Raw genomic sequence first — 22,234 nt, 5'->3', positions numbered from 1 at the left:
GTCAGTTCCAGACGTGCGCCGACGCGGCGTCATAGAAGACTACTTCGAGCGGAAATTGCTCACCGCGCGAACGCACAAGCTGCTCAGCGTTCGCAGCCAGTGCGCGATTTTCTTCGGTGTCTTCGTTGCCAAACATGCTGACGTAGACGACCGGCACTCTGCCCCGGACGATATGGTCGAGTATGTGTACGTCGTTGGCGGCCAATGAATGGCCAAACACGAAGAGCGCCGATCCCTCCTTACGGCAGATTTCCGAGAAACTGCGAAGCCCTTTGTGCAGGTAGCCGGAATGCCTGATGCGGTTCAATTTGCTGGCGCTTGAACCTTCCGACACAAAAAGCGGGAACTGACCGCCATCCAGCGCTTCGCGAACTTGATCCACAAGCGGCCGGCCTCCAGCGCGCTCCCAGCAAATCTTCTGCAGATCAAACCCATGATCGAAGAGATGGAGCGCACCATGCAGGAAGAACACGCATTGACTGTGATTTGCTTCGCCGTCCCAAGTCACGTACGGCGCGTCCCAATCGTCTGGCGGCGCGCGAAAGCCATCGTCGTGCCGAATAACCTCTGTCGGCTCAAAGACGGCGGCCAGCGGATTAGCTTCATCCCACCGCAAGACATGGTCGTGGAGTAAAGTCCAATAGAGCAGTAGGTCGTAGTTGAGCGTGTAGATGTGGCCCCGGCGATCAGGTCGACCTCTTCGGCCTTCGCCACCGAAGTGGGCTAGGAAGCGCCGACAGGATGCATACTGGCCTTCGTTGATCTCAGAGGGCCGGTCAGGATGGCGGCCGGCGATGGCTTGAACGAGCAACTCCTTCAGAGCTTCGGCGTCATTCGCGATTTGGGTGGCTTGGCGCTCGTCTAGGCCATAGAGAGACCCCAAGGTCACCATCTGCCGCAGGGCTTGAATTACGACCTCGAAATCGGTGGTCCCTAGTGCGTCAAAGGCTTGGCGTGCGGCGTGGTTGTGGCTGAAGTCGGTGCTCTCCAAGAGAGACGCATAGCGGAATCGGTCAGCAAACAGGGCAATGCTGAAGCCGTTGCCTAACAGCAAGTGACGCTTTTGGTTTTCTGAGCGTCGCAGCGCCTCCTGAAACGAAATTCCCGGCACGGAGCGATCTCTTATTGTTGGTCAGTGATGACGATGGTCGCACAACTGCAAAGGTCAGGAAAAGTCCGAACTGGTCGTCAGTGCGGCCGTCTGGCGTCTCCGCTTTCGGGCTGGCGACAAAATCTAACTATGGCGCACCCCAGAGGTCAGCCATCGAGTGCCAATCTCGCACGCGAGTTCTCGGCATCATCCGTCGGGGCCAATCGACGCCAGAGCCCCAAGGCGCGCGAATCCTTCTCAACCGAGCGACCGAGACTGCCGCGTTTTGGACTTCAGCTAGCCAAGGCGACGCTAGCAGAATAGTTCTCAGCTTCGTCCACGGCGGCGCGCCATTCTCCTTCCGATCCTGAGCTGCGCTCGTCGGATCAAAGGGCCTTGATGACCACCGAAAGCGCCGCGACGAGCAGATAGACGGCGAAGGCCTTGCGCAGCACCGCCTTGTTCAGCCGGTGCGCCAGGCGCGCGCCGATGGGAGCGGTGAGGGCGGTCAGAAGGCCCATGATGACGGCGGCGGGCACATTGACGTAGCCCAGCGACAGGGGCGGACGGCCGCCCGCATTCCAGCCGAAGAAGACGAAGCCCACCGCGGATGCCGCGCCGATGGCCAGGCCGAAGCCGGCGGCCGTGGACACCGCCTGGTGGATCGGGCGGCCGCACAGGGTCATGGTCATGCCGCCCAGGCTGCCGCCGCCGACGCCCATCATGGCCGAGAGCAGGCCGATGGCCGTCCCCAACGCTCTGCGGCCCCAGCGTTCGGGCAGGTCGCGGCGCAGCACGAACCGCTCGGGCAACAGGCCCATCTGCGCGGCCACCAGGATCAGGCAGACGCCATAGACCAGGCCCAGCCCCTCCATGGAGGCCAGGCCCGCGATGGCGGCCCCGACCAGGCCGCCGAAGGCCACCCAGGGCGTCCAGCTCTTGAGCACCACCTCGTCCACCGCGCCGTGGGCCCGGTGGGTCGCCAGCGACCGCCAGGAGGTGGCGACGATGGTCAGCAGCGAGGTGCCGATGGCGACGTGCAGATTGCTCTCGCCGCCGACGCCCATGACTGAAAAGGCGTAGAACAGGGCGGGCACCAACACCGTGCCCCCGCCCACGCCGAACAGGCCGCCGATGACCCCGGCCACGGCGCCCGCGCCGGCCAGGGCGATGATCAGCAGGGCGTATTCACCGATCAGATCCAGGCTCACGCCGCCTCGCGCCGGGCTTCGGCTTCGCGCACAGCCTCGGCGGCGCGGTCGACGACCTCGAGACCGGCGCCGGACGCGATGGATTCGACCGTCAGGATTCTGCGGAAGGCGCGCGCGCCCGGCCGGCCGTGCATCAGGCCCAGCATATGCCGCGTCATGGCGGGCAGGGCGACGCCCTCGGCCAGGCGGGCCGCCAGATAGGGGCGATAGCGCTCCAGCGCCTCGAAGGCGTCGATGTCGCGCGCTGCGCCGAACAGGCGACGGTCGACCTGACCCAGCAGGGCCGGCTCGTGATAGGCGGCGCGGCCCATCATGACCCCGTCCAGCGCGACGCCGTCAGCCGCATCCAGATGCGCCTCCGCCTCGTCCAGCGAGCCGACGCCGCCGTTGATCGAGATCGACAGATGCGGCCGCTCGCGCTTCAGCCGGCGGACCAGGGCGTAGTCCAAGGGCGGCACGTCGCGGTTCTCCTTGGGCGACAGACCCTTCAGCCAGGCCTTGCGGGCGTGGACGATGAAGACCGAGACGCCCGCGGCGGCGCAGGCGTCGACGGTGGCGAACAGGCTGACCTCGGGATCCTGATCGTCCACGCCGATGCGGCATTTGACGGTCGCGGGGACCGAGACGGCGTCACCGATGGCGGCCATGCATTCGGCCACCAGTTCGGGCTCTCGCATCAGGCAGGCCCCGAACCGGCCGGACTGCACCCGGTCAGACGGGCAGCCGACGTTCAGATTGATCTCGTAGTAGCCGAAGTCCTCGCCAATGCGGGCAGCCTGCGCCAACTGCGCCGGGTCCGATCCGCCCAGCTGCAGGGCAACCGGATGCTCCAGCACGTCGAAGCCCAGCAGCCGTTCGCGGTCGCCGTGGATCACCGCCGGGGCCGTGACCATTTCGGTGTAGAGGAGCGCCTCGGCTGACAGGGCGCGGTGAAGGGCGCGGCAATGCCGATCGGTCCAGTCCATCATCGGAGCGACGGACAGGCGACGGGCGCGGGCCAGCGGGTCGGGCGAGGATGCGGGGTCGGACATCAGGCGCGCTCTCTACACCGGGCGGGGTCTTGGTGCGAATTCGATCAAGGTCGAGCCGCCGTTATCACTTTTTATTTCAGCTGACGCCGGGGCAGGCTGCTAGGGTTCGTCGAACCGCCTCCCCGGGGATGACATGGCTGACACGACGCACGGACTGACGATCGCGCCCGAAATCGAGGCGCTGGTGGACGAGATCGCGCCGGAGGCTGGCGTGACGGCGCACGGCTTCTGGAGCGGCTTCGCCGAGCTTCTGGCCGAGTTCGCGCCCCGCAATCGGGCGCTGCTGGACCGGCGAGCCGAGCTTCAGGCGCGGCTGGACGACTGGCACGGGGCGCATCCGGGCGCGCCGGAGCCTGAGGCCTACCAGGCCTTCCTGCGCGAGATCGGCTATCTGACCGAGGCGCCGCGCGACTTCCGGGTCGAGACGACGGGCGTGGACGACGAGGTGGCGCGCCTGTCGGGGCCGCAGCTGATCGTGCCCCTGACCAACGCCCGCTATGTTCTGAACGCCGCCAATGCGCGGTGGGGCAGCCTGTATGATGCGCTGTACGGCACCGACGCGCTGGGCGGGCCGCCGCCGGCCGGGGCCTATGACCCGGAGCGGGGCGCCAAGGCCGTGGCGCAGGGCAGGGCTCTGCTGGACCAAGCCGCGCCGCTGAGCCAGGGCTCGCACGCCCAGGCGACGGCCTATCGCATCGCGGACGGACGGTTGGTCATCGAAGGGCCGTGGGGCGAGACGGGCCTGAAGGACGCGGCCGCCCTGGCCGGATGGCGCGGAAGCGAAGACGCGCCCGAGGCCGTGCTGCTGGTCCACAACGGCCTGCACCTGGAGATCGTGATCGACCGCGCGCACCGCATCGGGCGCGACGACGCGGCGGGCGTGGCCGACATTCTGGTGGAGTCGGCGCTGAGCGTCATCGCCGACGGCGAGGACAGCGTCGCGGCCGTGGACGCCGAGGACAAGGCCCTGGTCTATCGCAACTGGCTGGGCCTGATGCGCGGCGACCTGTCGGCCGACCTGGTCAAGGACGGGCGCACCCTGACGCGGCGGATGAGTGCGGATCGGACCTATCGGGCGCCAGGCGGGGGCGAACGGACGCTGAAGGGTCGGGCGCTTCTGATGGTGCGCAACGTCGGCCTTCATCTGATGACCGATGCGGTGAAGGACGGCGACGGGCGCGACATCCCCGAAAGCCTGCTGGACATCGCCATCGTCGGCCTGATCGGCCGCATCGACCTGAACCGCGCGCCGGACGCCCGCAACAGCGCGGCGGGCTCGGTCTATGTGGTCCGGCCCAAGATGCATGGGCCGGACGAGGTCGCCTTCGCCGACGCCCTGTTCGACCGGGTCGAGGCGATGGTGGGCCTGCCGCCCCTGACGCTGAAGATGGGGGTGATGGACGAGGAGCGGCGCACCAGCGTCAATCTGAGGGCCTGCATCCACGCCGCGCGGCGGCGCATCGTCTTCATCAACACCGGCTTCCTGGACCGGACGGGCGACGAGGTCCGCTCGGTGACGGCGGCCGGGCCGGTGGTGCGCAAGGAGGCCATGCGCCAGACCGCCTGGATCAAGGCCTATGAGGACGGCAACGTCGACGCCGGCCTGGCGACGGGGCTGGAGCGCGTGGGCCAGATCGGCAAGGGCATGTGGGCCGCGCCCGACCGCATGGCCGAGATGCTGGAGCAGAAGCTGGGCCACCCGCGCGCCGGCGCCTCGACCGCCTGGGTGCCGTCGCCGACGGCGGCGACCCTGCACGCGCTGCACTATCACGCCGTGGACGTGGCCGAGGTGCAGGACGCCTTGCGCGACCGCGCCGCGCCGCCGCTGTCGGCTCTCCTGACCCCGCCGCTGGCCGAAAGCAACTTCGAGCCCCAGGCGGTGCGCCAGGAGATCGAGAACAACTGCCAGGGCGTGCTGGGCTATGTCGTGCGCTGGATCGACCAGGGCGTCGGCTGCTCCAAGGTGCCCGACATCCACGACGTGGGGCTGATGGAGGACCGGGCCACGCTGCGCATCTCCAGCCAGCATCTGGGCAATTGGATCCGCCACGGCGTGACCACCGAGGCCGAGGTGCTGGCGGCGCTGAAGCGGATGGCCGCGGTGGTCGACCGCCAGAACGCCGACGACCCCGCCTATCGCCCCATGGCCGCCGCCTTCGACGGCCCCGCCTTCAGGGCCGCCTGCGACCTGGTGCTCAAGGCCGAGGCCCAGCCCAACGGCTATACGGAGTTTCTGCTGACGGAATGGCGGCGACGGGCGAAGGCGGGGGCTAGGGCGGCCACGCGTCGCTTGGCATCTAGAGGTGTCGGTTGAACGTTGATCGCCGAGCTGTGGCGGAAAGTGTGGTCTTATGGTCTGAAGTGAGGCTCCAACCCAAACTGAAATTCATTGTCCGAAATAAAGCGCAGGCCCGCCATGCAAGACGGAATTGAAGAGAGAGCCGCCCGTCTGCTCAATGTCGGAATGACCGTCCTCTTAGGCTTGGCGATAGGCTCCCTGGCGGCTTGGGTGACCTGGAGGTCTGCCGTAGTCGCGTGGACTGAGGGGCAGATCGGCCCGGGCTTGATGGCCGTGGCGATGGCGGTGATTTGGCTTCGTTCGGGTGTGTGGGCAGTTCGATTCGCCATCAGGAAGTTGCGAGACGAACGACGCTGGACGTCTTGAAAAGTATTCTCGGGTTACGTCCACTACCTGGATTGCGGCAGCGCTGAACGCGCCTGCCTGGGAGTTTTCCGAGAGAGTCACGCTCCCCTCAATCACCCCCTTCGCCGCCGCCGGGCCAGATCGCGGCATTCGTCCGCGGGACGCCGAGCATGGTGTTGAGGGCCAGGCCGATCAGGGGGCGGCGAAGGCCCGGTTTTGCCCCGATCAGCACCAGGCGGCGGGCGAAGGCGATTCGGCAGAATGATCGCCTGACGAGGCAGCGCTGAAACACGCTTGACTCTAACTCTACATATGTAGAGTTTTTGGCATGACCCGAACGCGCGCCCCCTCACCCGCCGCCCGCCTGCTGCTGGCGATGCTCGCCGACGCCGGGCCGCGGTGGTCGCACGGATACGACCTGTGTCGCGCGACCGGATTGAAATCGGGAACGCTTTATCCGCTGCTCATCCGTCTGGAGAGCCAGGGCCATCTGGAGGCGCAATGGCTGCCGGCTGAAGGCGGGCGTCCGCCGCGACATGCGTATCGCCTTACGGCGGCCGGGCGAAAGCTGGCGGCCGAGAACCCTCCGGCCACTGCACCTGACGCCCTGCCGGCGGGGCGCTTCGCATGAGGGCGGCCGACCGGATCATGCGCGCTTGCCGATCCTGGACGCCGCCGCATCTGCGGCCCTGGAGCGAGGCCATGGCCCGGGAGGCAGAGGCCATCGACCAGCCCGGCGCGGCGCTCCTTTTCGCGGTCGGATGCGCGGCCTGGGCGGCGAAGACGGGCGTGAGACATTCATTTCAGCAGGCGCTGTCGCCAGGCAGCGGAACAGCACCGGAGGTATCTGCGATGTCGCTTCAGAGTTTCGGGCAGGGCCGAGCCGTTACGCTCATATGCGCGGTGGCCGCCACAGTCCTTGGCCTGGCTTACCTCGGGCTTGCGGGCGCGCCCGGCGCCATGATCACCATGAACCTCGCCGCTCTTGTCGCCGGCTTGGTGCTCACCCTGCCGTTTCAGGGTCGCGACCCTCTCGACCGCCCCCTGGCTGGTATTCTGGCAGTCTTGATCGGCGCGTCACTGCTTCTGACGGCCGCCTTCGGCGACGAAGCGTCCGGCGCCCGCCGCTGGATCATCATCGGCGGCCTCTCGATCCAGCCGAGCCTTGTCCTGCTTCCTCTTCTGGTGGTCGGCTTCGCGCGGTGTCGAACCGTTCTGACGGGATTAGGGGTTTTGCTTGCCGCCGTCGCTCTGGCGCTTCAGCCGGATCGGGCGATGGCCGGAGCGCTGGTAGCGGGGCTGGCCGCCACCCTGATTGTGACCCGTGACAGGACGAGCCTGGTCTGTCTCGCCGTGGCGGCGGCGAGCTTTGCGGTCGCACTGGTCAGGCCGGACGTCGTGCCGCCGACGCCGTTTGTGGATCGCGTTTTCCAAACGGCGTTTTCGACCAGCCTTTGGGCAGGGTCTGCGGTCTGGATCGGCGCCCTGCTGCTGGTCGTGCCCGCTATTCTTGGCGTCGTCAGGGATCCGAAGCATCGAGAGGCGCACGCTGCTTTTGGCGCTGTGTGGGCGGTGATCATCATCGCCGCGATCGTGGCGGATTACCCGGCGCCCCTGGTCGCCTATGGGGGCAGCGCGATCATCGGTTATGTGCTCGCCGCCATCGGCCTTCCGCGGGCCTGGCGCCTGTCGAGCCGAGGTGCGGCCGCGGCCGGCGGATCCTCGTCGGCGTCAGCAGGGCCGCAAGCGCGGATGGACAGCGCCTTGCTGCAAGGTCCCGGCCCCGTTCCCGGCGTTCTTTAAGCCGGGCCGAAGACTGAAGTCCTCAAGCCCCTTCGATCACGCCCCTCGCCGCCGCCAGGGCCAGGTCGCGGGGTTCGTCGGCGGGGGCGTCGAGCATGGTCTTGAGGGCCGGGCCGATCAGGGCGTCGGCGAAGGCCATATAGGCGGCGATCAGGACCAGGCGGCGGGCCTTGTCGCGGGCGGCGGGGTCGTCGCCGCCCAGCCGGGCAAGGCGTTCGGCCAGGTCGCGCACCACGGCGGCGAAGGAGTCTGAGCGCTCCGTCTCGCGCGCCAGGGCCAGCCAGGCGGCGACCTGGGCCGCGCCGCCGCCGTCGAAGGCCTCGAACACCGCGTCCAGCATATGGCGCTGGGCGCCCACGCCCGGTTCGCGCATGTCCAGTTCGGGCCCCAGCCGCTCGGCAAGGTCGCGCATCATCGCGTCCATCACCGCGCCCTGCAGGCCCGCGGCCGAGCCGAAATGGTGGATCAGATTGGCGTGGCCCACGCCCATGCGCTCGCCCACCGCCTTCAGCGTCATGGCCGAGGGGCCGCCCTCGATGACCAGGTCGCGGGCGGCGGAGACCGCCTCTTCGCGCGCGACGGCGCCGCGGCGTCGCGGGGCGGGGCTCTGTTTAGTTGACATCGATGTCAGCTAATCCCATTGTGGCGGCCTGCTGCGAAAGGCCCGTCATGACGGTTCACGTTTCACCCGCCGATCTGGAGATAACCCCCCGGCCGCTCAGAATCGAGCGCGAGCCGTCCACGCCGCGGTGGTGGATGGGCGATCCGGTCGGCACGGCGGTCATGAATGCGCTCAGCCTGACCTTCCCAGACGGCGAGCGGTTCTTCATCCAGTCGGTGCGCCGCTTCGAAAAGGACTGCCCGCCCGAACTGCGCGAGCAGGTCCGCGCCTTCGTGGTGCAGGAGGGGGCGCACACGCGCGAGCACATCGCCTTCAACGCCATCACCCGCCAGGCCGGCTACGACACCGAGGCGGCCGAGGCCTTTGTCGAGGCGCGCCTGGCGCTGGCCCGCTCGCGCCCGCCGATCGCCCAGCTGGCTGCGACCGTGGCGCTGGAGCATTTCACCGCCGCCTTCGCGCACGCCCTGCTGGCGCGGCCCGAGCTGTTGAGGGATGCGCCCGACGAACTGGCGCGGCTGTGGCGCTGGCACTCGATCGAGGAGATCGAGCACAAGGCGGTGGCCTACGACGTGCTGATGCACGCCCTGGCCGATCTGTCTCCGTTCAAGCGGTGGAACCTGCGGCGCCGGGCCATGGTGCTGAGCACGCTGCTGTTCACCTCGACCGTGCGCAGGACGACGCTGATGCTGCTGGCCCAGGACGGGATCACGGGCGTGCGCGCCCGGCTCAAGCTGTTCCAGTGGCTGTGGCTGAAGCCGGGGCTGTATCGACTGGTGCTAGCCGACTACCTCGGCTTCTACCGGCCGGGCTTCCATCCGTGGCAGACCGACGACCGCGCCCTGATCGCCGAGGCGGAGCAGGGCCTGGCCCAAGCTGCCTAAGGGCATGGCCGCCTAGGTCTCGGCCGCCTCGACCTCTTCTTCGTTCAGCAGCCGGCCCTCGCGGCGCGGGGTGACGTAGGGCGCCGGCTGCGGCGTGACCATGTTGCCGCGCATGAGCTGGCGGCCGGCCTGAAGGCCGCCCGTCAACTGCAGATCCAGCCGCGCCTCGTCCCGGCGGCGCACTTCGGCGATGGTTTCCGCCGCCTCTTCCTCGTCCAGGCCCAGCTCGGTCAGCACCGTCTGGCCGAAGCGCAGGGCGGATTCGAAGGTCTCGCGCACCTGATAGTCGACGCCGGCCTGGATCAGGCGGATCGAGTGGCCGCGATCATAGGCGCGCACGAACAGGCGGGTGTGGGGGAAGTCCTCCTTGACCAGTTCGACGATGCGGTCGGCGGCCTCGGGCTTGTCGACACAGACCAGCACGGCCTCTGCGCGCTCGGCCCCCGAGGCCCGCAGTGTGTCCAGCCGGGTGCCGTCGCCGTAATAGACCTTGAAGCCGAACTGGCTGGCGGCCTGGATCATCTCAACGTCGTTCTCGATGATCGACACGTCCACGTCGCGCGCCAACAGGGGCTGGGACACCACCTGGGCGAAGCGGCCAAAGCCGATGATCAGCACGCGCCCTTTCAGGCCGTCGGCGGCGTCGACCCCGTCGGCGTCTTCGGCCGAGACGCCGCGCTCCTCCGGCAGGAAGCGCAGCAGCAGGGTGGTCAGGGGCGTCAGGGCCATGGACAGGATGACGATGGCCGTCAGGGCCGCGCCTGTGCGGGCGTCGAACAGTCCGGCGGTCAGGGCCGCGGCGTACAGGACGAAGGCAAACTCCCCGCCTTGCGCAAACAGGGCCGCACGCTCGATCGCCTCCCGGTTGGACGCCTTGAACAGGCGCGCGATGACATAGATGCCGATCGCCTTGACGATCATGAAGGCGATCACCCCGCCGATGACGATGCGCCAGTCGGCGATCACCACCGCCATGTCCAGCGACATGCCGACGCTGAGGAAGAACAGCCCCAGCAGGATGGCGCGGAACGGCTCGACGTCGGCCTCCAGCTGATGCCGGAAGGTCGAGTCCGACAGCAGCACCCCGGCCAGGAAGGCGCCCATGGCCATGGACAAGCCGCCCATCTGCATGGCCCAGGCGGCGCCGGCCACCACCAACAAGGCGGCGGCCGTCATGACTTCGCGGCCTCCATAGCGCGCCAGGAAGCGGAACACCGGATTGACCAGCCATCGCCCCGCAATCAGCACGCCGGCGACGGCGGCGAGGGCCAGGACGATGGTCCTCCACAGCGGCGGGGCGGTCTCGTGCGAGACGCCGGTGACCGAAGCCAGCACGGCGACGATGGCCAGGAGGGGCACGATGGCCAGGTCCTCGAGCAGCAGGATGGACACGGCGCGCTGGCCCGATGGCGAGCTCAGCTCGCCGCGCTCCTCGACCATCTGCATGATGACGGCGGTCGACGACAGGACGAAGCCCATGGCGCCCACGAAGGCGATCGGAGCGGACACGCCGAAGGCCATGGCGGTCAGGGTCAGCAGCAGGCCGCAGACTGTGACCTGGGCCGCCCCCAGACCGAAGATCTCGCGCCGCAGATTCCACAGCCTTCGCGGCCGCATCTCCAGCCCGATGATGAACAGGAAGATGACCACGCCGAACTCCGCCACGTGCAGAATAGTCTGTGGCTCGCCGATGACTCCCAGGCCGAAAGGCCCGATGGCCAGGCCGGCGGCCAGATAGCCCAGCACCGACCCCAGCCCCAGCTTTCGGAAGATCGGCACCGCCACGACGCCGGCCAGCAGCAGGGCGGCTGCGTGGCCCAGGTTCAAACCAGTGTGCGGATCGGCCATGGCGTCTTCCCACTAAGCGTCACCGCATAGTGGGGCCGAAAGGACACGATGGCGAGGGATCACCGCGACGAAACGCCGCTTCGCCACAGTTTCGCCGAACCGCGTCCGCCCGATGACCTCTCTACCGGGAGGAATGATCATGCTGACGCGTCGGGCAAGGAGTGGGGTCGTGATCGGGCTGGGGCTGGGTCTGACCTTGCCAGGCGCCGCGCCCGCGCCCGCCACGTCGTTGCAGCCGCTAGACGGAACCCCAACCGCTGCCGCGTGCGCGCCCTTGGGTTTCGATTTGCGGCCCCCCGCGCCTCCGCGCCTGACGCGCACGGCCCCGACGCCGCAACCCGCGCCTTTCCGGAGCGCCGCCGAGGCCGCTCCCCCGATCGCGCCGCCTCCGCCTCCGCCTGCGCCGCCGCCGCCGCCGCCTTCACTGAGCGTAGCGCCATCGCAGGACATGGTCGTAACCGGCTCGCGCAGTCGCCCTGGTCCGCCTGGGGCCCTTGTCGAGCCGCGCCTCGACACCGAGCGCTATCCCTCCGCCACGCCCAATCCGGTCAAGCGCACGGCGGACGAACCGGTGTCGACCCTGTCGGCCGACGTGGACACCGCCAGCTACGCCAACGTCCGGCGCTTCATCGACGAGGGGCGGACGCCGCCGCGCGACGCCGTGCGCGTCGAGGAGATGATCAACTACTTCGACTACGGCTACGCCCGGCCGCGATCGGCGCGTGAGCCCTTCGCCGTGACCACGGCGGTGGTCGCCTCGCCCTGGTCCGACGGTCGCCAGATCGTCCATGTCGGCCTGCAGGGCTATGAGTTGCCGGCCAGTGAGCGCCGCCCGCTGAACCTGACCTTCCTGGTCGACGTCTCCGGCTCGATGGCCAGCGCCGACAAGCTGGAGCTGGCCAAGCGGTCGATGAACCTGGTCATCGACCGGCTGCGGCCCGAGGACACCGTGGCGGTCACCTATTACGCCGAAGGGGCCGGCACGACGCTGGCGCCCACGCCCGGCTCGCAGAAGCTGAGGATGCGCTGCGCGGTCGAGAGCCTGGTCGCGCGGGGCGGCACGGCCGGCGCGCGCGGCATGACCAACGCCTATGACCAGGCCGAGGCCAATCTGGCCCGCAACCGGGTCAACCGCATCCTGATGTTCACCGACGGCGACTTCAACGTCGGGGTCACCGATGACAAGCGGCTGGAGGACTACGTCGCCGACAAGCGCGGGACCGGCATCTATCTGTCGGTCTACGGCTTCGGGCGCGGAAACTATCAGGACGCGCGGATGCAGGCGATCAGCCAGGCTGGCAATGGCGTGGCGGGCTATGTCGGGGACCTGAACGACGCACGCCGCCTGTTTGGGCCGCAGTTCGACAAGGGCGCCTTCCCCATCGCCGACGACGTGAAGATCCAGGTCGAATTCAATCCGGCCCGCGTCGCGGAGTGGCGGTTGATCGGCTACGAGACGCGTCTGCTGAACGAAGAGGACTTCGCCAATGACGCGGTGGACGCGGGTGAGGTCGGCTCGGGCGCCAGCATTACGGCCCTGTACGAAATCACGCCCGTCGGCGGTCCGACCCAGATGGGCGAGCGCCGCTACCCGGAAAACCGGATCGGCAGGGGCGGGGGCGACCCGTCGGGCGAGATCGGCTTCGTTCAGGTCCGCTATAAACAGCCGGGGCAGGCCCGCTCTGAGCTGATCCAGCAGGTGATCGCCAACCGCGCGACCGGCCGCGTCAGCGCCCAACCGCCGGAATCGACCCGCTGGGCCCTGGCCGTCGCCGCCTTCGGCCAGAAGCTGAGGGGCGATCCCTGGATGTCGGCCGACTATAGTTGGGACCGCATCATCGACCAGGCGCAGGGCGCGCGGGGCGACGATCCCTATGGCGAGCGCGCCGCCTTCGTGCAGATGGCGCGGTCGGCCGAAAGGCTGCCAGCCCGACGAGAGCCTTGAGCGATCAGGCCCGCGCTGCGCGGCTGGCGTCCAGGCCCATGGCGCGCGCCGCCGCGTCGGCGATGTGCTCGGCGTTCAGGCCGGCCGCGGCATACATGAGCTCGGGCTTGTCCTGATCCTGGAAGACGTCGGGGAGATGCAGGGTGCGGACCTTCAGGCCCGTGTCCAGCGCGCCCTTCGCGGCCAGAAGTTGCAGCACGAAGGCGCCGAAGCCGCCCATGGCGCCCTCCTCGACCGTGATCAGGGCCTCGTGCTCGCGGGCCAGGCGCAGGATCATGTCGGCGTCCAGCGGCTTGGCGAAGCGGGCGTCGGCCACGGTGGCGGATACGCCGCGCGCGGCCAGCAGCTCGGCGGCCTTGAGCGATTCCTGCAGGCGCGTGCCCAGGCTCAGGATGGCGACGGACGTGCCCTCGCGCACGATACGGCCGCGGCCGATTTCCAGCGGGGCGGCCAGTTCGGGGATCTCGACGCCCACGCCGTCGCCGCGCGGATAGCGGAAGGCGGAAGGCCGGTCGTCGATCTCCAGGCTGGTGGCGATCATGGCGGCCAGGTCCGCCTCGTCGGCGGCGGCCATCAGCACCATGCCCGGCAGCGCGCCCATATAGCCGATGTCAAAGCTGCCCGCGTGGGTCGCCCCGTCGGCGCCGACCAGGCCCGCCCGGTCCATGGCGAAGCGCACGGGCAGCGACTGGATGGCCACGTCGTGCACCACCTGGTCGTAGCCGCGCTGCAGGAAGGTCGAATAGATGGCGCACACCGGCTTCATGCCGTCTGCAGCCAGGCCGGCGGCGAAGGTCACGGCGTGCTGCTCGGCGATGCCGACGTCAAAGGTGCGCTCGGGGAAGGCCTGGCCGAACAGGTCGATGCCGGTGCCGCCCGGCATGGCTGCGGTGATGGCGATGATCGAGGGGTCGCGCCGGGCGTGCTTGATCAGCTCGGTGCCGAAGACCTTGGTGTAGCTGGGCGCGTTGGACTTGGCCTTGGCCTGCTGGCCCGACACCACGTCGAACTTGACCACCCCATGGTATTTGTCCGCCGAGCTTTCGGCTGGGGCGTAACCCTTGCCCTTCTGGGTCACGACGTGGACCAGCACTGGACGGTCGGTGATGTCGCGCGCGTTCTCCAGGATGGGGACTAGGGTCTCCATGTCGTGGCCGTCGATCGGCCCGACGTAATAGAAGCCCAGCTCCTCGAAGAAGGTGCCCCCTGTGACCATGCCCCGGGCGTATTCCTCGGCCTTCCGCGCGGCGTTGCGGAAGGGGCGGGGCATGTGCTCCGCCACCTTCTTTCCGAAGCGGCGGAAATTCTGATAGGCGCCGCCCGAGACAAGGCCCGCCAGATAGGCGCTCATCCCGCCGACGGGCGGCGCGATCGACATGTCATTGTCGTTCAGGATGACGGTCAGCTGGCCGGTGGTCTCGGCCGCATTGTTCATCGCCTCATAGGCCATGCCCGCCGACATCGAGCCGTCGCCGATCACCGCCACGACGCGGTTGTCCTGGCCCTTGGCGTCGCGCGCGGCGGCGAAGCCCAGAGCCGCCGAGATCGAGGTCGAGGCGTGGGCCGCGCCGAATGGGTCGTATTGGCTCTCGGCGCGCTTGGTGAAGCCTGACAGGCCGCCGCCCTGGCGCAGGGTGCGGATGCGGTCGCGCCGCCCGGTCAGGATCTTGTGCGGATAGCACTGATGCCCGACGTCCCAGATCAGGATGTCCTTGGGCGTCTCGAACACATGGTGCAGGGCGACAGTCAGCTCGACCACGCCCAGCGCCGAGCCCAGATGGCCGCCGGTCACCGACACGGCGTCGATCACCTCGGCGCGCACTTCGCTGGCCAGCTGCGCCAGCTGCTCGGTCGAGAGGCCGCGCGTGTCGGCGGGATAGGTGACGGTGTCGAGAAGCGGAGTATCGAGCATCAGAGTGTTCTAGCCATTCACGGCTCGACAGGCGAGCGGGGATGCGAGGGCGGCTTTCCTAGCCCCGGCGCTTGCTCAGCACATAGTCGACGCTGGCCTTCAGGATTTCGCCGTCGTGCCCGAACAGGTCCAGGTGGCTGCGGGCCTGGTCGGCCAGGTGCGCGACCCTATGTCGCGCCTGATCGACGCCCAGCAGGGTGACGAAGTTGGTCTTGCCGCGCTCGGCATCCTTGCCGCCGCCCTTTTTGCCCATGACCGCCTCGTCGCCTTCGACGTCCAGCAGGTCGTCGACGATCTGATAGGCCAGGCCGACGTCGTGGGCGAAGCTGATCAGGGCGTGGCGCTGGGCGTTGGTGGCGTCGGCGACGATCAGCGGGATCTCGAAAGCGTAGGCGAACAGGGCGCCGGTCTTGAGACGCTGCATCCGGGCGACCCCGCCCAGGTCGTCGCGCACGCCGATAAGGTCGATCATCTGGCCGCCGGCCATGCCCCGCGCGCCCGAGGCCAGCGACAGCCGCGCCGCCAGTTCGCAGCGCACCGCCGGATCCTCGTGGGTGTCCTCGTGCAGGATGATGTCGAAGGCGGCGGTCTGCAGCGCATCGCCCGCCAGCACCGCCGTGGCCTCGTCATAGGCGCGGTGCAGCGTCGGCCGGCCGCGACGGATGTCATCATCGTCCATGCAGGGCAGGTCGTCGTGGACCAGCGAATAGGCGTGGACGCACTCCAGGGCGCAGGCGGCGCGCAGCACGGCGCGCTCGTCCAGTTCGAAAAGGCGCGCCGCCTCCAGGGCGAAGAAGGGCCGCAGGCGTTTGCCGGGACCCAGCGCCGCATAGCGCATGGCTTCGGTCAGGCGCGATTCCGGCCCGTCGGCGCGGGGCAGCAGCTCGTCGAGCGCGACCGTGACCAGGTCGGCGGTCTCGGCGACGCGGTCGATCACCGCCTGTTCGGGCGAGTTGGCGGCCAGGACGGTCAAAACAGCCTCCCGCCGACGACGGCGTCGCGATCGACCCCGACCAGAACCACTTCGCCGTCCGCGTCTGGAAAGCCGAGCGTCAGCACTTCGCTCATCACCGGCCCGATCTGGCGCGGCGGGAAGTTCACGACCGCGGCCACCAGCCGGCCGTCCAGCTGGTCGGGGGTGTAGTGTTTGGTGATCTGAGCCGAGGATTTCTTGACGCCGATCTCGGGTCCGAAATCAATCTGAAGCTTGAAGGCGGGCTTTCGCGCCTCGGGAAAAGGCTCGGCCTTGACCACACGGCCGATGCGGATGTCGACCTTCTGAAAATCGTCGAAGCTGATGACCGGCGCCGTCATCAGCCGAAGTCCGCCGGCTCGACGCCGCGCGCGGCGCCGTCGGGGCCGACGACGATCTTTTCGACCCGCAGCTGGGCGGCCTTGAGCCGCGCCTCGCAATGGGCCTTCAGCCGCGCGCCCTCTTCGTACAGGGCGATGGATTCCTCCAGCGGCGCCTGGCCGGATTCCAGCCGCGACACGATGGTCTCCAGCCGCGCCAGGGCGGCCTCGAAGCTGAGGGTGTCGTCGATGGTCTGGGGTGCGGCGTCGGTCATGGCCGGCAACCTAGAAGGGCCGGCCTGACGCGGCAACCGGCAAGGCGGATCAGGCCTGCATGGTCCAGCCTTCGACGCCCATGGCGGCCTGTTTGACGGCCTCGGAGCGCGTGGGGTGGGGGTGGCAGGTGCGGGCGATGTCCTCGGACGAGCCGCCAAACGCCATGGTGATGCAGGCCTCGCCGATCATCTCGCCGGCCTGAGGCCCGAAGATGTGGACGCCCAGCACGCGGTCGGTGGCGGCGTCAGCCAGCACCTTCACGAAGCCGTCGGTCTCGTGGTTGATCTTGGCGCGGCTGTTGGCGGCGAAGGGGAATTTGCCCTTCTTGTACTGGACGCCGGCCTCTTTCAGCTGGTCCTCGGTCTTGCCGACCCAGGCGACTTCCGGGGCGGTGTAGACGACGCTGGGCACCAGATCATAGTCGACGTGCCCGGCCTTGCCCGCGATCAGCTCGATCACGGCGACGGCGTCTTCCTCGGCCTTATGGGCCAGCATGGGGCCGTGCGTCACGTCGCCGATGACCCAGACGCCCTCGGCCGAGGTCTTGAAGTGGTCGTTGGCGATGAAGCCGCGCTTGTCGGTCTCGATCCCGACCGTCTCCAAGCCCAGATCGGCGGTGTAGGGCCGGCGGCCGATGGCGACCAGGACCACGTCGCCCTTCAGCGTCTCGGCGGCGCCGCCGGCCGAGGGCTCGACGGTCAGTTCGACGCCGTCCTTGACCGACTTGGCGGCGGTGACCTTGGCGCCCAGCTTGAAGCTCATGCCCTGTTTGGTCAGGCCGCGCTGGAAGGCGGTGGCGACCTCGGAATCCATGCCCGGCGTGATGCGGTCCAGGAACTCGACCACCGTCACCTGGGCGCCGAGACGACGCCAGACCGAGCCCAGCTCGAGCCCGATGATGCCGGCGCCGACGACGATCAGATGCTTGGGCACGGCCGGCAGAGCCAGGGCGCCGGTCGAATCGATCACCTTGCCCGCCTCGAAGGCGACGCCCGGCAGCGGGGTGGGCTCGGAGCCCGTGGCGATGACGATGTGCTTGGCGTCCAGCACGGTCTTGCCGGCGTCGCCCTCGACCTCGACCTTGCCCTTGCCAGCGATGCGGCCGCGGCCCTTGATCCAGTCGACCTTGTTCTTCTTGAACAGGAATTCGATGCCCTTGGTCAGGCCCGCGACGCTGTCGTCCTTGGCCTTGTGCATCTGGCCCAGGTTCAGCTTGGGCTTTACCTCGATGCCGATGCCGGCGAACTCGGAGTTGGCCAGGTCATAGAGCTCCGACGCGTGCAGCAGGGCCTTTGACGGCATGCAGCCGACGTTCAGGCAGGTGCCGCCCAGCGTGCCGCGCATCTCGACGCAGGCGGCCTTGAGGCCCAGCTGGCCCGCGCGGATGGCGGCGTTATAGCCGCCCGGCCCGCCGCCGATGATGACCACGTCGTAGGATGCGGATTGTGCGTCGGCCATGGGGTCCTCTGGATCGGGCGCGGGGAAGGCGGGCGGACACTAGCGTCAGGCCCGCGAGGGTCAACCGGCAGCCCCGCACATGGAGTTTCCGAGCGTGTCAGGCCAGGCGTCCGCCTTCGACCCGCACGAACTGCGCGCGCCCCCGCAGGGCGTCGAACAGATCGGCCTCGGTGCCGGTCATGAAGGCTTGCAGCCCGAGCGCCTCGATCTCGTCGAACAGGGCGGCGCGGCGATCGGCGTCAAGATGGGCCGGCGCCTCGTCCAGCAACAGCACGGGCGGCGCGGCCTGGCCCGCCAGCCGGCCGACCTGGGCGAGGATCAGGTTCAGCACCAGGGCCTTTTGCTCGCCTGAAGAGCCCTCGGCCGCCGGCCGGTTCTTCTCGCGATGAAGCGCCGTCAGGTCCGAACGATGCGGGCCGTACAACGAACGGCCAGCGGCCGCGTCTCGCGCGCGGCTGCGCGCCAGACCCTCGCCGATCCGCCCGAGAATGTCGGCCTCGTCCGCGCCTTCCAGCGCCATCTGCTCGGCCTCGCCCTGAAGTCCCAGGTCGGCCTGGGGAAAGGGGCGGTCGCCGCGCGCGTCGATCCCGCCTTGCAACGCGCCCAGCGCCTGGGCCCGCGCCACCGCGGCGCGTGCGCCCGTCTCGGCCAGCCGCGCCTCGAGCGCGTCCAGCCACAGTGAATCAGCGGGCCGTCCCTCGTCGGTCAGCAGCCGCAGCCGCTCCCTCAAAACCTTCTCATAGGCCGCCACGGTCGCCGCGTGGTCGGGGAGGGCGGCGAACACCAGCCGATCGAAGAAGCGCAGGCGCGCCGCCCGGGCGTCCGAGAACAGCCGATCCTGCTCGGGCGTGGCCCAGATCGGCCGCAGATGGTCCAGCATCCGTCCGGGCGGCGCTGTCTCTCCGTCGATCCGCACGATGCGCCGGGCCGCGCCGGCCGATTGTACGCCGGTGCCCAGCTTGGTTTCGCCCTCGGGGCCTTGCAGCGTCGCCGCCACGGCCCAGGCCCGCCCCGACGCCTCGCCGGGCTCTCTGCGGCCCATCTCGGCGGCTGTCGCCCCGCGCAGCCCCTTGCCCGGCGTCAGCAGGCTGATCGCCTCCAGCAGATTGGTCTTGCCCGCGCCGTTCGGCCCATGCAGCACCACCGCCCCGCCGGCCGTCTCCAGCCGGGCGGTCTCGTACGACCGGAAATCCGTGAGGGTGAGGGAGGTGATCAAGGGTGGTCAGTGGCGAGTGATTAGTGGCGAGTGGTGAGATGGCTGTGCGATATCGGTCGTCCCAGCCAGCACGCAAACCGCCTTGATCACGGCTCGACAGCGGCAGACGCACTGGCCACTGATCACTCGCCACTCGCCACTGAGATCACACCCGCAGCGGCATCAGCACGTACTGAACGCCCGGATCGCCCGGATCGAGGACCAGGGTCGGGCTGGCGGGGTCGGCGAACTTGAACAGGGCGGTCTCGCCGGTGATCTGGCCGGCGACGTCCAGCAGATAGCGGGCGTTGAAGCCGATCTCGAACGGCTCTTCGGAATAGCCGATCTCGACCTCTTCCTCGGCCTGGCCGGCTTCCATGTTGCGCACGGTCAGCTTCACCCGGTCGTTGTCGAAGGCCAGCTTCACCGAGCGGCTCTTCTCGGCCGAGATGGTGGCCACGCGGTCGACCGCCGAGGCGAAGACCGAGTTGTCGATGTCGGCCTGCTTGTCGTTGCCGCGCGGGATGACGCGCAGATAGTCGGGGAAGGCCCCGTCGATGACCTTGGAGGTCAGGCTGGCCTGGCCGAACTCGAAGCGAATCTTCTGGGGGCTGACCTGGATCTCGACCGGGCCCGAGCCGTCGTCCAGCAGCTTGCGGACCTGGTCGATGGTCTTGCGCGGCACAATGACGCCAGGGCCGCCGGCCGCGCCGTCCGGCGCCGGGGTCTCGGCCAGGGCCAGGCGGTGACCGTCAGTCGCCACCGCGCGCAGCAGGGGGATGCCCTGCTCGGCCACGGTGTGCAGATACAGGCCGTTCAGATAGTAGCGCGTCTCTTCGGTCGAGACGGCGAAGCGGGTCTTGTCGATCAGCCGCGCCAGGTCTTCCTTGGGCAGGGCGAAGCGCGCGCCGGCCGTGTCGGTCGACATGACGGGGAAGTCGCCGGCCGGCAGGACCGGCAGGTTGAACTTGGATCGGCCCGCCGACACCACCAGGCGCGGGTCGTCGCCCGAATAGGTCAGGCTGACCTCGGCGCCGTCCGGCAGTTTGCGCACGATCTCGTATAGGGTGTGGGCCGGGGCCGTGATCTGGCCCTCGACGTTCACCTGGGCCTCGGCCTCGTCGACGATCTCCATGTCCAGGTCGGTGGCGGCGAAGGCCAGGCGGTCGCGTCCGGCCGACAGCAGCACATTGGACAGGATCGGAATGGTGTTGCGGCGTTCGACGACGCTCTGGACGTGGCCCAGGGCCTTGAGCAGCGCGGATCGTTCGATGGTCAGTTGCATGTGTCGTCTTCGCCCGGGTCGGCGACTCAAGCGTCGCCGCGACTAGAGGGGCTTGGACACTAGCGGATCAGGCGGGGAGGGCAAGGAAGCCGAAACGGCGTCCACAGCTTGTCCCCGCCTGTGTGAGGCTTCAGCCCCGCAGCTTGCGGGTCAGCGTCTCGACGTCGCGCACGATCTGCTCGTCGGACGCCATCAGCTCCTCGATCTTGCGCACGCCGTGCAGGACGGTCGTGTGATCGCGTCCGCCGAAACGACGGCCGATATCGGGATAGGAGCGGGTCGTGTTCTGCTTGCACAGATACATGGCGATCTGGCGCGGACGGGCGATGGCGCGTGTGCGGCGCTCGCTCAGCAGATCGGCTTGTTTCAGGCTGAAATGCTCGGCCACGGTCTTCTGGATCTCGTCCACGGTGATGCGGCGTTCCGGGCCGGTGCGGAGCGCCGAGCCCAGGAGCGCCTGGGCCTCGTCCAGCGACAGGCCCGACAGGCGCGCACCGGCGGCGGCGGCCAGGGTGTTCACCGCGCCCTCAAGCTCGCGCATCGAGCCGGGGGTGCGGTCCACCAGGTGCTGCAGCACCTCGGGGCGCGCCTCGCCCTGGATCACGCCCAGCCCGGCCAGGGCGCGCAGGCGGTTCTCGGCCACGGCGATCTTCAGCGACCGGTCGGCGGCCTCCACCGGGCAGGTCAGGCCCGCCGACAGATGGCTGCGCAGGCGCGGCTCGATCTCGCTCAGCGCCATTGGAGGCTTGTCGGCCGACAGGACGATGCGTTTGCCGTCCTCGATCAGCGCCGTCAGGGTCGACAGCAGCTCTTCCTGGGTCGAGGTCTTTCCGCCCACGAACTGCACGTCGTCCAGCAGCAGCATGTCGGCCGAGCGCAGGCTGTCCTTGAAGGCGGCCATCGACCGATCCTGCATGGCGCGCATGAAGGTCGACAGGAAGCGTTCGGCGGTCAGATAGACCACCTTGGCGTCCGGGCGCAGGCGCTGGGCCTCCCAGGCGATGGCGTTCAGCAGGTGCGTCTTGCCGTAGCCGTAGGGGCCGCAGAAGAAGATCGGGTTGAAATGGCCGTCGGCCCAGGCCGCGGTCTGGCGCGCGATGGCCAAGGCGAAGGCGTTGCCCTGACCCTCGACAAAGCTGTCGAACGTCAGGCGGTCCTGCAGCCCGGCGGCGCGCACGGCGCGGGCGCCGTCGGCGACCGGGGCCACGGTCGGCAGAGGGCCGGACGCGACATTGCTGTTGGCCGGTGCGGGCGTCGAGCGCGAGGCCAGCGGCGGGACCGAGCCCATCTCGGCGCGGCAGCGCACCTCCAGGCGGCGGTTCAAGCCGTCCAGGCCCAGCCACAGCTCGTTCATGCGGCGCAGCGCGTTCTTGCGCACCCAGTCGCGGGCGTAGGCCGTCGGCGTCACCAGGACCAGATTGCCCTGACCGTCGGGACGCACCGCCGAAGGCGCGATGTAGGAGCTGAACGGACCGTCGCCGATCTCGGTCTTCAGACGCCCCGCCGCCTCGGTCCAGATATGTTCCGGATCCGTCATGCCACCCGCCATTCTGACCGCCCCCACCATCACCGCCTGCCCCGCAGCAGAAAGAAAAACCAACCGAACCGCGCCCTTCGGAAGGCCGTGCATTCGGGACGATCTCTCCTGTCCCGCGAAGCCGGTGGCTTTGCGGGGGGGATCGCACTCTCGAACAGACAGCTCCAACCCGGCGCGATCAAATCGGCGTCGCACCGTCTTCA

General features: G+C 68.8%; 18 protein-coding genes. 5 read left to right on the top strand and 13 right to left on the bottom strand.

Features of this window, described 5'->3' with window-relative positions:
- Position 1 precedes the first annotated feature (1 nt).
- The 3 genes from E4M01_RS00090 to dusA form a co-directional block, all read right to left on the bottom strand.
- Entirely contained in the window at positions 2-1,111 is a 1,110-nt protein-coding gene (locus E4M01_RS00090; protein ID WP_135065954.1) for a DUF4917 family protein, read from the bottom strand.
- A 365-nt stretch (positions 1,112-1,476) separates the two neighbouring features.
- Positions 1,477-2,301: a sulfite exporter TauE/SafE family protein gene (locus E4M01_RS00085; RefSeq protein ID WP_135065951.1), complete on the bottom strand. Its 825-nt coding sequence runs from the start codon at positions 2,299-2,301 to the stop codon at positions 1,477-1,479.
- Positions 2,298-3,332, bottom strand: a complete 1,035-nt coding sequence (dusA, locus tag E4M01_RS00080; RefSeq protein ID WP_135065948.1) for a tRNA dihydrouridine(20/20a) synthase DusA — start codon at positions 3,330-3,332, stop codon at positions 2,298-2,300. The genes E4M01_RS00085 and dusA overlap by 4 nt, the downstream gene beginning before the upstream one ends.
- 133 nt (positions 3,333-3,465) lie before the next feature.
- On the opposite strand from dusA, the gene E4M01_RS00075 reads away from it, so the two are divergent.
- From E4M01_RS00075 to E4M01_RS00065, 3 genes are all read left to right on the top strand, one after another.
- Complete coding sequence (locus E4M01_RS00075) at positions 3,466-5,646, top strand: malate synthase G (RefSeq protein WP_135065945.1); 2,181 nt, start codon at positions 3,466-3,468, stop codon at positions 5,644-5,646.
- A gap of 658 nt (positions 5,647-6,304) precedes the next feature.
- Entirely contained in the window at positions 6,305-6,607 is a 303-nt protein-coding gene (locus E4M01_RS00070; RefSeq protein WP_135065942.1) for a PadR family transcriptional regulator, read from the top strand.
- Positions 6,608-6,678: 71 nt separating this feature from the next.
- Positions 6,679-7,779 (top strand): hypothetical protein, encoded by a 1,101-nt coding sequence (locus E4M01_RS00065; RefSeq protein WP_135065939.1) that lies wholly within the window; start codon positions 6,679-6,681, stop codon positions 7,777-7,779.
- Between the two features lie 22 nt (positions 7,780-7,801).
- Here the strand turns inward: E4M01_RS00065 and E4M01_RS00060 are convergent, their stop codons facing one another.
- A complete protein-coding gene (locus E4M01_RS00060) occupies positions 7,802-8,401 on the bottom strand; it encodes a TetR/AcrR family transcriptional regulator (protein ID WP_135065936.1) in 600 nt (199 codons plus the stop codon).
- Positions 8,402-8,448: 47 nt separating this feature from the next.
- Here E4M01_RS00060 and E4M01_RS00055 point away from each other — a divergent pair, with 47 nt between their 5' ends.
- A complete protein-coding gene (locus E4M01_RS00055; protein ID WP_135065933.1) occupies positions 8,449-9,282 on the top strand; it encodes a metal-dependent hydrolase in 834 nt (277 codons plus the stop codon).
- A gap of 12 nt (positions 9,283-9,294) precedes the next feature.
- Here E4M01_RS00055 and E4M01_RS00050 read toward each other — a convergent pair whose 3' ends face one another.
- Positions 9,295-11,130: a monovalent cation:proton antiporter-2 (CPA2) family protein gene (locus tag E4M01_RS00050; protein WP_135065930.1), complete on the bottom strand. Its 1,836-nt coding sequence runs from the start codon at positions 11,128-11,130 to the stop codon at positions 9,295-9,297.
- Between the two features lie 448 nt (positions 11,131-11,578).
- Here E4M01_RS00050 and E4M01_RS00045 point away from each other — a divergent pair, with 448 nt between their 5' ends.
- Positions 11,579-13,075, top strand: coding sequence for a von Willebrand factor type A domain-containing protein (locus E4M01_RS00045; protein ID WP_245158315.1), 1,497 nt, complete (start codon positions 11,579-11,581; stop codon positions 13,073-13,075).
- Between the two features lie 4 nt (positions 13,076-13,079).
- Here E4M01_RS00045 and dxs read toward each other — a convergent pair whose 3' ends face one another.
- The 8 genes from dxs to dnaA form a co-directional block, all read right to left on the bottom strand.
- Positions 13,080-14,990, bottom strand: a complete 1,911-nt coding sequence (gene dxs, locus E4M01_RS00040) for a 1-deoxy-D-xylulose-5-phosphate synthase (protein WP_135065924.1) — start codon at positions 14,988-14,990, stop codon at positions 13,080-13,082.
- 55 nt (positions 14,991-15,045) lie between these two features.
- Entirely contained in the window at positions 15,046-15,960 is a 915-nt protein-coding gene (locus tag E4M01_RS00035) for a polyprenyl synthetase family protein (RefSeq protein ID WP_135065921.1), read from the bottom strand.
- Positions 15,957-16,301, bottom strand: a complete 345-nt coding sequence (locus tag E4M01_RS00030; protein ID WP_135065918.1) for a tRNA-binding protein — start codon at positions 16,299-16,301, stop codon at positions 15,957-15,959. Before E4M01_RS00030 ends, E4M01_RS00035 begins: the two co-directional genes overlap by 4 nt.
- Positions 16,301-16,555 (bottom strand): exodeoxyribonuclease VII small subunit, encoded by a 255-nt coding sequence (locus E4M01_RS00025; RefSeq protein WP_135065915.1) that lies wholly within the window; start codon positions 16,553-16,555, stop codon positions 16,301-16,303. The genes E4M01_RS00030 and E4M01_RS00025 overlap by 1 nt, the downstream gene beginning before the upstream one ends.
- A 49-nt stretch (positions 16,556-16,604) precedes the next feature.
- Entirely contained in the window at positions 16,605-18,014 is a 1,410-nt protein-coding gene (lpdA, locus tag E4M01_RS00020; RefSeq protein ID WP_135065912.1) for a dihydrolipoyl dehydrogenase, read from the bottom strand.
- 97 nt (positions 18,015-18,111) lie between these two features.
- Positions 18,112-19,230 (bottom strand): DNA replication/repair protein RecF, encoded by a 1,119-nt coding sequence (recF, locus tag E4M01_RS00015; RefSeq protein ID WP_135065909.1) that lies wholly within the window; start codon positions 19,228-19,230, stop codon positions 18,112-18,114.
- Positions 19,231-19,375: 145 nt separating this feature from the next.
- Positions 19,376-20,494, bottom strand: coding sequence for a DNA polymerase III subunit beta (gene dnaN, locus E4M01_RS00010; RefSeq protein ID WP_135065906.1), 1,119 nt, complete (start codon positions 20,492-20,494; stop codon positions 19,376-19,378).
- Between the two features lie 130 nt (positions 20,495-20,624).
- The gene (gene dnaA, locus E4M01_RS00005; protein WP_245158314.1) at positions 20,625-22,031 is read right to left on the bottom strand and encodes a chromosomal replication initiator protein DnaA; all 1,407 of its coding nucleotides are present in this window, start codon (positions 22,029-22,031) and stop codon (positions 20,625-20,627) included.
- Positions 22,032-22,234 lie beyond the last annotated feature (203 nt).

It is taken from the genome of Brevundimonas sp. MF30-B, from assembly GCF_004683885.1.
Lineage (GTDB): Bacteria > Pseudomonadota > Alphaproteobacteria > Caulobacterales > Caulobacteraceae > Brevundimonas.
Note: the sequence above shows the minus strand (reverse complement) of the source record. Positions and strands in the feature narration are given on the sequence as shown.